At 53.8% G+C, this 12,358-nt stretch carries 4 protein-coding genes; all 4 read right to left on the bottom strand.

What is annotated here, in order from left to right:
• Window positions 1–2 precede the first annotated feature (2 nt).
• The gene (locus BGO59_RS17295) at window positions 3–2,045 is read right to left on the bottom strand and encodes a DUF11 domain-containing protein (RefSeq protein WP_293685021.1); all 2,043 of its coding nucleotides are present in this window, start codon (window positions 2,043–2,045) and stop codon (window positions 3–5) included.
• A 78-nt stretch (window positions 2,046–2,123) separates the two neighbouring features.
• A complete protein-coding gene (locus BGO59_RS17290) occupies window positions 2,124–2,948 on the bottom strand; it encodes a T9SS type A sorting domain-containing protein (protein WP_293685019.1) in 825 nt (274 codons plus the stop codon).
• Window positions 2,949–3,019: 71 nt separating this feature from the next.
• Complete coding sequence (locus BGO59_RS17285; protein WP_293685017.1) at window positions 3,020–9,289, bottom strand: hypothetical protein; 6,270 nt, start codon at window positions 9,287–9,289, stop codon at window positions 3,020–3,022.
• Window positions 9,290–9,349: 60 nt separating this feature from the next.
• Window positions 9,350–12,358: Ig-like domain-containing protein (locus BGO59_RS17280; RefSeq protein WP_293685015.1), on the bottom strand; the 3,009-nt coding region annotated here is incomplete at its 5' end.

Genomic DNA, 12,358 nt, shown 5'->3' with positions numbered 1-12,358 from the left:
GTTTACCGGCTTTTTTTCCTGACAACAAAGGGAACACATTGTACTGGCTGGCAGCAGCTTCCGGCCGGATTCATGCGAACGATCAACGGGCAGCACCCACTGGAAGGGCAGCTTACATTCGTCATGACCGTGTAGGTGCCCTCCTGCGTAATCGTTAGCGTAGCGGAGGTAGCCTGTGGAATAGGCTGTCCATTACGGTACCACTGAATAGCCGTTAACGAGCCAGGAACACTGGTTTCAACGGCCTGGCCTGGGCATAACACGATCGGAACGGAAAAACAGCTTTGGGCCTGATCATCTTCCCCCTCAACATGGTTGTTCGGCGTTGAATCTGGATCATACTGCCCGGAGGTGATAATCTCATTACTGATGTTGGCTACCCCTTCCGTATTGGCCGACAAGGTAACGGTCAAGGTTACACTCTGGCCCGCTGCCAGACTCCCTACATTCCAAATTCCGGTAGCGGACAAAAAGGTACCGCCCGAAGCCGTATAGGAAACAACAGGATAGCCTGAAGGTATCGTTACTTTTGAGGTGATACCAGTGGCCGAATTAGGACCCGTATTGGTTACCACGATGATTGCCTGTACCGATTCATATTGGTTGGGGGCTGAGTTGGTTACCTTCACGGTGGTCGATAAATCGGCGGTAGCGCTAACAGGCTTGGTTGGGTTTCCAAGAATACTGATTGGCCAGTAGACATAATTGTTCGAAGGGTTATCGTTGCCACCGCCGACAATCAATGTTCCACTTACGGGTAGCTGTATAACCGACGTTCCCGAGTTTACCCCTGTCACAGAAAGTTGTACAGGAGGCAAGCCGGCTCCTGCGCCAACAGACTGTGACGTTGTGCACGTGACTTCTACCTGATTGGGTTGATTGGCTGAACTGCAGGTCCAGCCAGAAGTAGAGGTCCCGTTGTAGGTAAATCCGGTAGGAAGCCATGTTTTTATGGTGGTGCTCCCTATGTACGACCCTGTACCGACATTGGTAACCGTTAACACGACGTTCCCCGTACCGCCCGACGATAACGAGCTCGGGGCTGTGATGGCCAAACTTAAATCGTAGGCACCTGAACTTACCGGTTGTATGGTTACTGGCTGACTAAAGGTATTGTTTGTCAAGTTCGTTTCTCCTCCGCCACTCACAGAGCCGGAGAGGGTGGTTGTGATTGCTGATGAAGCTGACGCAATCGTATTAAGCGTGAAGCTCGACGTAGCGCTTACGGCTAAAACGGCTGCACTGGTACAACTTACGGGTTGACTTCCAGCGGATGGGTTACCCGTTGTGCAACTCCAGCCAGACCCAGTGGCACTGGTAAAGGTTAAGCCTGCCGGTATGAGCATGTTAACGGAGATTACCCCGGCGCTCGAAGCAGAACCGACATTGCTTACAGTTACGACATAGTTGCCCGAATTACCCGTCGTTAAACTGGACGGCCCGGAAATTGACGCCGTTAAATCCGGTACTGCTCTGGAGCACGAAGCACCGCTCCCGTAATTTCCAACGTACGTATTACCAGGTCCATGCCCCAGGATGGTCATCTGATTCCCTGGGTTCGTATTGCGGGAATTAGGCGTTCGAAATGGGTCGGTATTGTTCTCAAACAAACTCACAATCCCTAAGCAGGCACCTGTATTTTTAAATGAAAAGAGTTCGATTTCCTGATTGGCCGGAATATCGAAGAGTACTGGACTGGCACTACCACTAAACCCAAACGACAGATAGTCGACACCAGGATTTTCCGTAGGGGCATCTACGCGCGCATTGAGGCTCCATGCCATTTGATTTGATCCTACCTGCTTGCCGGTAAGGTTATTAACCATGAACTGATTACTACCCATCCCGTGGGGCACCAAAAGAGTTACCTGAGATGTAGAAATCCGGGCATTATTGCCTGTGTAACTGGTTGTTGAGGTCATATAAACCCGATAGGTGACTTTATCGGAGTCGATGCCTACTCTAAATTTAACTTGACCAAAGGCCGATGTTAGCCCCAGGATCAACAGCCATAGTGTGCCGAAACCCAGCCGAATTGTATGCATGATACGTTGAAATTTTATACCTGAATTGGTAACTAGTTGGAACGATAAGGGAGGCTTTGACAGTCTCCCTTATCGTTTTTAGCGAGCGATTAGCAGTTTAAGTCCCTGCCCCACCTGGCGTCCACCTTTCTCCAGTTGAATGAGGTAGTGTCCTTCCGGGAGTTGGGCTACAGGAATGGAGGTTTCATTGTTTCCGGCGTTCATATAAGCTTTATGGCGAGTTTGTACCCGACCAGTACCCGCATCAACAATAGCCAGCTCTACCTCCCCCTCAAATCCATTGATGAAATTCGACCACTGAACAGTTACCTGATTATTGGCTGGGTTAGGAAACAGGCGTCGCAGGCCAATTTTCAGGCTGGTTGGGGAGTCGTCCGCCAAATTGCCGGTATAGGCGTTCTTTTGGCCAAATCCAAGCACACTGATGTGGTTCTGGACATTGAATCGATTGGTAATGGATTTAACCAGTGGATCGGAATCGTTCTCCAATAGCTGAATCGACGAAACCGGATTGCCGACATTGTGGAAGGAAAATAGGGCAACTTCTTCATCTGCCTTGTAAGCCAATCCCCGTGTCGCCATCGATTGCAGAGCAATAGACAGATAATCGAAGTCACGAGCGCCTTCCGGGCTTTTGATGAGCGTTCCTTTATCCCATTCAACACTGGGGAGTAGGGAAGTTATACCACCTAATTCAAAACCTTCCGATGCTTTGATTTTCATACTGACCTGCATGGTGCCGGTAATGGCCAGGCGGTCGGGAACCGTTTGCTGAGGCACCATACTGACCGTGTAGGTCGCATCATCGGTACGGGTTAACTTAAATTTCACCTGTGCCTGAGCCACCAGACTAACACTGGCTAACGTCAGCACGAATCCGAATTTTTTGAAAGGGATTTTCATAATAAAAAGCTGGTTATTTGCCGTTTCAGGTCAGGCCTGTTGGCCCCTGAATGGAGCCAACAGGCTGATCCTTAGGGCAAGTGTTGCTGAATAATGAAATTGGCTAATAGGTTTGTATTGTCTGGGTGACCGACCACATTGAAGAAAATAGTGTCTACTTCATTGGTTGGTCCCTGGAAAATGGTCGTACCATCCATATTGACGTCGGTCACATCATAGCCGGACGCGATATAGTTGGCGATAAAGCCCGTATTGGCAGGATCGGCCATCACCCGATAGAAGATTGGATCGACATCGGTATTGGGTCCCTGGAAGATCACCTGTGTATCGCCATCTGTATTACCAGCCCATAACATCGCCTTCGTATTCTGGATGTATTCAGGATAGTTGCCGGCACCCGGTCGCTTATATACGTTCGCCATATTCGTAAAGTCGACGGTAGAAGCGCTGTTGGAGAGGGCAATCGGCTGAGCCGACATCACACCCAGGTGATTCCGGTGTCGTACAACCACGTAGTAAGACCCACTTGTCAGATTCGGCAAGGTTAATGGCGAAACACCATCGACAGAGCTTACAATGTCTCCATCCCGCTGAATGAGAGCTGGCTTGGTAGCCACTACCGTTTGCGGGTTGGCCGCACTCCGAAGCTCAACCATTACCCAGTCGACAATGGCGTTGGCACCCGTAAGCGACAGGATAGCCGAAGTGGTGGTCTCGTTGCCACTATTGATAAATGTATAGACCGAATTACCACCTGCCACGGTTCCGTAAGGCTGAGCCAATGGAATCAGGTTTTTCTGTCTTAACTTATCCTGCATGAGTCCCGTCGACGGGTCATAGGCTCCCTGTAACAGGGCTTTGACCGCTAATACAACCCCTCCCGGCAGCACACTGCCCACATAGTTCAGATACGCTATGTTATTCGCCAGGTTGGTTTCGCCCTGTACCGGGGCCACGGCAGCGCCAAACGTCAGATTCGAATAGCCAACGGCAGCCGCCAGGGGAACAACCGGAATGGCAAGGGTAGTCGATGCACCGGCTGTCAGACTAGCCGAGGTGGTACAACCCACAACCGTACCGATTAACGAACACGTCCAGCCATTAGTCGTGAACGTACTGGAAGCTGTCGAGAAATTAGCGGGCATGGCCAGGGTTACCGATAGTGGGCCCGGCGCCGACGCCCAGGGGCTCACATTAGACACCTGAAGCAACACCGACGATACCTGCCCGGCTGTCAAGGTGAAGGACTGGCTTGGAAAGCTAATAGCCAGATCAGCAGCCACAACTGTACCCACATAATTGATGGTGCCAATGTTGTTGGACAACACCGTTTCACCCGTAGCCTGAGCAACAGTGATGGCAAATGTCGGATTGATAAGACCACCCGCTGTTGCCGTTGTAAGTACCGGAACGATCAGGGCCGACGATGCGCCTATGCCCAAACCACTCGCATTGGTACAGGATACCACACTGCCTGTGCTGGCACATCCCCATCCCCCCGTCGAGAAGAATGTCGGCTGGGTGCTGAAGCCCGTTGGCATCGAAAACTGGAGGGTTAACGGACCTGTTGCGGCTCCATTCCCAATGTTGGTAACGTTAAACGCGACATTCGAGACTTGCCCCACCGCCAGAGTAAACGATTGCGAAGGTATCGTTACGGCTAAATCAGGAGCGGGTGCTGGCTGAACGGGAACGGTTGTAACAATGGTCGCTGAATTATTCGACAGATTGGTTTCGCCCGTGGCCGGATTAACGTATAACCCTATCGTGAGTAACGCATTCGCCAGCGAGCCCGCTGGAATAACTGGAACATTGACCGTAGTGCTTTGCCCCGGCACCAAAACCAGGCTTGAGTTCACTAGGGTTACAACAGTCCCATTCCCTTGTGGCACCTGTGACTGGATCGTCCAGCCTACGGGTAACTGAGCCGTATTGATCGTTGCCCCGGCCGGTAAACCCATCTGGAAGGAGATCGGGCCACTCGTTGCGGCATTGCCCACGTTCTGGATCGTTATCGGGAAAACGGAGGTTTGACCCACAACCAGATTGGGCTGCGGCTGCCCCCCACTAATGGTCAGGTCGGCAACCGGAGCGGCTTGTACCGGCGCATAGATTGTCTGCGTAGCGCCCGTGGTTTGGCCCAGAACAGGCGACAGGGTGGCACTAAAGGGTATCGTCAATCCGGCAGTCGATGCGTTTGGCGTGATCGGCAGATTGAGAACGACCGAACTACCGGGCGCAAATCCAGAGGCATTCGCGTTGCTGAACACAAGAACCGTTGTTCCGCCTGGGCCGGGCACATTGCTGGTCAGCGTCCAGCCAGCTGGTAACGTTAACTGGCTCTGATTGAGCGAAACGCCAGCCGGAAGCGTTACCTGAGCGGTCAGCGGACCATAAGCCGCTCCATTGCCAATGTTCTGGATAGTAACCGGTAAGATAGACGTCTGCCCGACCACCAAGGCGGGTGTAGGCTGGCCAACGGTCAGCACCATATTCGGCGCGGTAATCGTCGTACATACGTTGGTAGCGGAGCCCGGTATCGTCTGACCTCCTGGTTGTATGATAACCACGATCGAGGGCGTTGTTCCGGCGGCTGGCTGGCTGGTAAAGACGGGCAGATTCAGCACGAGCTGCCCTCCATTGGCGAGTATTGAGGCCGTCGGATTGGTCAGCGTATAGATCGTACTGCCATTGGGACCGGAAGTCGTTCCACTGATTACCCAACCGGCTGGTAATTGACCAGCGACAATCGAAACACCCGCTGGCAAGCTAATGGTTGTACTAATCGGGCCATTCGCTGTCGCGTTACCGATGTTGGTGAACGTAATGGGAATAATCGAGATTTGACCGACCGACAACGGTGGCGTTGGGTTCCCAATCACGACAATAACATTGGGGGCCGCTGGAGCCACCACCGGGCTACTCTGTGTACTGGTCGAAACGGTTCCTGGGATGTAGGGAATCGTCGGCGTAATTACCGTCACGGGCAATTGCTGACCGATTAAACCGCTTCCAGGGGTTAGCGGCAACAGAACGACTGTACTACCACCGACTGGAAGACTGACATTCGGATTGGTAATAGTGTAGGTGATGGTCCCATTCCCATTCAACGTTTGATTCGTATACGTCCAGCCTGGAGGCAGTGCGCCCACCGTCACACTACTCGGCAGCGTTATCTGAGCCGTCAACGGTCCTGTGTAGCCACTGGTCCCCGTGTTGGTGAAGGTAATCGTAGCACTGGACGGCTGCCCGGCCGTAAATTGGGTCGGCAGCGTCAGGTTGGTTACAATGTTGGCCGCAACGGGTGTGACCTGTAGGCTACTTACGTTATTGGATGTATTGGTTTCTCCCGATACGGGAATCGCTGTTGCCGAAATAACTCCTGTCACATTGGCTACCTGAGGACTTGGGGTCAGCCCCAGGCTGAAGGCAATGCTCTGGCCCGGTGCCAGCGAACTGACGCTATTAACCAATGTCAGCGTTGTACTTCCATCCGGGTTAGTCGTGATCGACTGGACCGTCCATCCGGCGGGAATGGCTGCCTGGTTGATGGCATAGCCTGCCGGAATGGTAATCCGGGTCGTAATCGGACCTGTTGCGGTCGCATTACCTACATTTTGTACCGTAACGGTGATGGTAGACGATTGTCCAACGACCAATGCCGGGCTTGGGCCGCTAATCGAGGTCTGTAAATCAGGCGATCCCAGCGTAGCCGATGTTGTGGCGGTATTGTTGGCCGTATTCGTTTCAGAAGTTACCGGGGTTACCGTAGCCAGGAAATTGACCGTGCCCGACGTACCGGCTCCAATGGAAATAGGGAGATTCAGCGTCAGGCTACTTCCACTTGGCAGTGATCCGCTGTTTGCATTCAACAGCGTAACGATGGTGGTCCCATTTGGCCCGTTCGAACTACTCACGAGCGACCAGCCTGCCGGTAAAGCCGCCTGATTGAGGGAAATGCCAGCGGGCAAGGTGACGGCCAGGGTTAGGGCTTCGGGCGCTGTTGCCGGACCAACATTGGTGATGATCAGGGGCAGATAGCCATTCTGACCAGGCACTAACGTGGGCAGGGTGCCGAATGTCAAGGCCAGATCGCTGCCAATAACGGGCGTGTAGGTCGTAATGGTGGCGGTATTGTTGGTCAGGTTTGTTTCCGTACTGGACGCTGCCGCCGTGGCGCTGAATACAAGCGTAGTACCGATAACCGAGCTGGATGGCGTTACGGGGACTGTCAGCGTTATCGTTTGTCCATTGACCAGATTGGTTGCTGTACTACAAACGACCTTCTGGCCTGTCGTTGAACAGCCCCAGCCCCCTGTAGCCGTAAAGGTCGAAGGCGCACTAACTCCGGTTGGCAGGGTTAACGTGATGGTCTGGGGACCACTGGCGATCCCTGCCAGTATATTGGTCAGGTTAAGCGTCAATGGACTTGCCTGCCCGGCAATCAAGGTTCCCGGCTGATTGATCGACAACGCCAGGTCGGATGGCTGAAGGTTGACAATGGCCGTTGTTGAACCAGGTGGGCATACGGCACAGGGCTGCGATGGGGTTACTGTAGTTGAACCCCCTCCACTCACTGTCGCATTATTGAGGACCGTGCCAGCTAATGTCGGGTTTACCGTTAGTAAAAAACTACTGCTGGCGCTTGCCGCAATGGGTACGGAACTCGTACAGTTAACCGACTGGCCAGCTGCCGAACAGGTCCAGCCATTCCCGCCACCCGTTACAAACTGAAGGCCAGCCGGTAGTACGTCCGACACGGTGATAGGCCCACTGGTTGCCAGATTTCCGCTATTGGACACCGTGAATGTATAGCTGAACGGTGTATTCTGGGTGATACTGGCCGGAGCCTGCTTGACCAGACTGAGTACTGGGGCCGGGCAAACAACCGGGCAGGTATAGTTGCACATCCAGGCATTGGCAACGCCATTGCCCAGAATGGTCATCTGGTTACCGGGATTCGTGGTTGTCGATACGCCCTGGAAGGGGTCCGTTGTATTCCACAAACTGATGGCACCTGTACAGGCCCCAACCCGCTGAAAACTGAAGAGTGGAATTTCGACATTCGATCCGATCGGAAACAAACTTGGGCTGGCGCTCTGGCTATACCCAAACGAGGCATAATCACGGCTCGTTGCTTCAGCGGGGGTATTTACCCGGGCATTCATTACCCAACTCATACCAACCTGTAAGTTTTGCAGGTTGGTAATTTGCGTACCAGCTGGCAGATTAACCGTTACCTGAGCCGTAGCAATGCGGGCCTGCGCACCGGAATATGCCGTAGCCGACTTCATATAGACGGTGTAGGTAATACCATCGGCCCCTAACTTTAAGCCGTAGCGAACGCCCGTATTACAGTCCGTTGCTACGCAGCCTGGCGATACCTGCTGAACGGGCGAAGGGGCCGATACGGGTGGAGCCGTGTTATTGGTGGTATTGCTCTCGACCGTAGGGGTTGACACGGTACCCGAAAAAACGGGGGTTGTCCCAACGGCATTGGTACTCGGCGTGATGGGAATCACAAAACCAATCTGACTACCGGCACCCAGCGTATTCGGATTACTACAGCTTACAGTCTGCCCACTGGTTGTGCAGCCAAAGCCGTTGCTGGAAAAGCTGGACGGCGAGCTGATACCCGTAGGCAACACCGTCACAAAGCTGATGGGCCCTGTTGCTGGCGCTGTACCGATATTGCTCAGGCTAACGGGAAGGCTAGACGTCTGCCCGGCCGTTAGGGTCGGAACAGGCCCCACGCTGGATACCAGGTCTGGGGCGCCACAGGTTGTTGCACTCCCATAGTTCCCGCCGTAGGCATCCCCCCCATTCCCCAGAATTGTGATCTGGTTCCCGGGATTTGTGCTGGTCGATACCCCTTGAAACGGATCGGTCGATGACCAGAGCTGAATCGATCCCGGACAGTTGCCGTTATCCGAAAATGAAAACAGCAGTATATCCGTGTTCGCCGGAATCGTAAACAACGTAGGGGTTGCCGACTGGCTAAAGCCAAAGGAGATATAATCAACCCCAGGATTTTCGGAGGGGGCATTTACACGGGTAGACGCGGTCCACCCCATACTCTGATAACCCGTAACCGTTGGCGAGCCTGTTCCCTGCGGTAAGCTGGAAAAGGTGCCCGTCGGTACCCGTACCGTCACCTGGGCCGTGGCAATGCGGGCCTGAGTACCCGTATACGAAGTGGTCGAGGTCATGTACACCCGGTAGGTTCCGGTGGCGTCCCGATCAATTTTAAATTTGACCGGTGTAGCGGCTAATACACTCAGCGGACATAATACTACCCAAAGCAGCATCCGCGCGAAAAGGTATAGATATCTGTATTTCATCGGTTTATAGGCTTAATACTAGATATGGTATGGCTTCCCAGAATTCTGGGAAGCCATACATTAGGGAAGCTGCTGACGGATAATGAAGTTGACGTACTGATTGACGACGTTATCGGGATGGGTCATAATCTCGAAGAAGATGGTATCCACTTCATTGGATGGCCCCTGGAAGATTACCCGACCGTTCATGTCCACATCACTCACCGTATAGACATTATTGCGGATGTAATTACTGAATCCGCCGGTATTGCCTGGATCGCCCAATACATCGAAGAAGATCGGGTCTACATCGTTACTAGGTCCCTGGAATATCACTTGATTATCCTTGAGGGTATTACCGGCCCATAAGGCTGGCAAGCCATCCTGAGTCGCTAACGGAGCCGTTGAGCGAAGTATATTCCCCACTGGATACTGATAAACAGGTGTTCCTGCGTTGGTAAAGTCAACAACTGGTGCCGTTGGGGCTGTTGTTGACACCGGCGATGCGGTCATCGCTCCCAGGTGGTTACGGTGGCGTACCGACACGTAGTAAGCAGTGCCTTGTGTCACACCCTGTCCAAACGTTACGGGCGAGGTTCCATCAACGCTGACAATGTCGCCATCAGCCTGAACCAGGGCGGATCGGGTAGCAACGATGGTTGCAGGGGCATTGGCGTCCCGAAGTTCAACAAGCACCCAGTCGACAATAGCATTGGCACCCGTTACCGCAAAGACACCCGATGGATTGGCGATGGCCTCTCCTCCCCCTCCACCTATCTGGGTAAAGCCCAGACTCGTATAGGGTTCTGTGGTCGGAATCAGGTTTTTAACCCGTAGGTCATCCCGCATCCTGCCCGCAACAGGGGTATTGATCAGAGCGCCCTGCAAATAAACCCTGGCCAGTAATCCCGTCACGGTGACGGTTGTCGTTGCCGTACCCGTTCCTCCGCCGTTGGTCGCAATAGCCGTCAGGGTAGTCGGACCCGTTGGCAGATTCACCGTACAGGCATAATTGCCGTTCACGGCAGCGGTCGTTGTACACAAGGTCGTATTGCCCGGGCCAACAATCGTGACCAGCGAACCCGGTGTGGCTGTCCCCGAAACCGTTGGGCTATTGGTCAGAATAGCACCAGGAGGTCCAGCAATAATCACTGTAGGCGCATTCGTGGCCGTCAGGCTCAACGGAACACTGCTGGTACCACCCGGCCCCGAGGCTGTTACCGTTACCGGTGTTACGCCCGTAGAAACCGTTACCGGACAACTGAAAGTACCCGACACAGAGGCCGTAGTCGTACACAGGGTGGTGTTACCCGGCCCGGTGATCACAATGACACTACCCGGTGTCGCTGTACCCGTAATCGGCTGCGTGGTAGACCCGGCTGGTGGTTGAACTACCGTCAAACTAGGCGGACCCACCGCTGTGAAGTTGCTCACTACGGGTGTCGAACAGCCGCCTGTGTTACAAGCTACAGCCGTGATGCTGGAAGGACCTGCCGGTACACTCACCTGGCAGCTATACGTACCTGATGCGCTGGCTGTTGTGGTACACAGGGTGGTGTTACCCGGACCTGTCAGCGTCACCACACTACCCGGTGTCGCCGTACCTGAAACCGTCGGCGTCGTTGTGGCCGTACCGTTGTTGGCTGGGGAGGTGATGGCTACCGTAGGCTGGTTAACAATCGTGATCCCAAGATTGCTTGCCAGTCCGGTTGGCATGGTACATCCCAGCGGCAGCGAACTATTGACAGACAGGAAGGTAACGACATAATTACCCGCTTGTGAGAACGTGATTGTCGCTGTACCACCTATACCACTCACACTGGATACGCCGGTTGTTGGATATACTTTCCAGGCCAGTTGTCCAGGAATTCCACCCACAGCCTGGAACGTCTGCGTTGTTCCAGCAGCGGCAGTTCCCGACGAAGACGTCGTATTGACGATCGTAATGGGTGATGGCGTCGCACAGGGATTTAAGCCAACCGCCACTAACGCCGAGCTAACGCTTTGTACCGGTATACAGGTTAAATCACCTGCGTTGGTCAACGTAAAGACGATCCGGTACAACCCCTGCTGACTGAAGGTCACAGTAGCCGTACTACCCGTTCCGACAAGGGGCGTAGCTCCCGTGCTGGGTACTATCTGCCACTGTACGTTTTGGTAAGGCTGCCCTCCTGTCAACGAGAAACTAGCGGTTCCTCCAATGGCCACAGCCCCGTTCGATGGCGTTACCAATACCGTACTCGAACTTGGACTTGCACACGGTACAACTGGTGGGCTTATATAAACATCCAGTGATGATTGGACAGTACCGGGTATAGAACAGCCTACAGGTTGATTACTATTGGTCTCTTCAAAAATCACCTGATACCAGCCAGCATTCAGGAAGGTTATGTTTCCGGTTACCGTTCCTGTACCACTATTGGGTGATGCCGTTGTTGACGGTACAATGAACCACCTTGTGCTCGTTCCACTATTACCACTAATGTAGCTAAAGGAGTTCGTACTGCTATTGACGACAAGCGGACTAGTCGCAGCCGCAATAACCTGCCCAGGAATAGGTGGCGTACAGGGCGTTGCCAGCGTCGCGGTTACGGTTATGGGCACCGTCGTGGTACCACCCGGCCCCGAGGCTGTCACCGTCAAAGGCGTAACACCCGTCGGTATGCTCACCGGACAACTGAAGGTGCCCGAGGCTGATGCCGTGGTCGTACACAAAGTGGTGTTCCCTGGGCCCGTGATAGCTACCGTACTACCTGGCGTCGCCGTACCCGTAATTGGCTGAGTAGTGCCTCCGGTTGGTGGTTGCACGACCGTCAGACTGGGCGGACCCACCGCCGTGAAGTTGCTTACTGTCGGCGTTGAACAGCCACCCACGTTACATGCCACCGCTGTGATGCTGTTGGGGCCTGCCGGTACACTTACCGGACAACTATAGGTACCCGAAGCCGAAGCCGTGGTCGTACACAGGGTCTGGTTACCCGGTCCGGTCAGCGTTACTACACTGCCGGGCGTTGCTGTACCTGAAACCGTTGGGCTGGTGGTTGCCGTACCGTTATTGGCTGGAGAGCTAATACCTACCGTTGGCTGGTC

This window comes from Spirosoma sp. 48-14 (assembly GCF_001898575.1).
Classification (GTDB): Bacteria; Bacteroidota; Bacteroidia; order Cytophagales; family Spirosomataceae; genus Spirosoma.
Note: the sequence above shows the minus strand (reverse complement) of the source record. Positions and strands in the feature narration are given on the sequence as shown.

Bases quoted from the DNA above. Each gene is read 5' to 3' on its own strand.
- BGO59_RS17290 (WP_293685019.1), bottom strand. From the start codon at position 2,948: ATGAAAATCCCTTTCAAAAAATTCGGATTCGTGCTGACGTTAGCCAGT.
- BGO59_RS17295 (WP_293685021.1), bottom strand. From the start codon at position 2,045: ATGCATACAATTCGGCTGGGTTTCGGCACACTATGGCTGTTGATCCTG.
- BGO59_RS17285 (WP_293685017.1), bottom strand. From the start codon at position 9,289: ATGAAATACAGATATCTATACCTTTTCGCGCGGATGCTGCTTTGGGTA.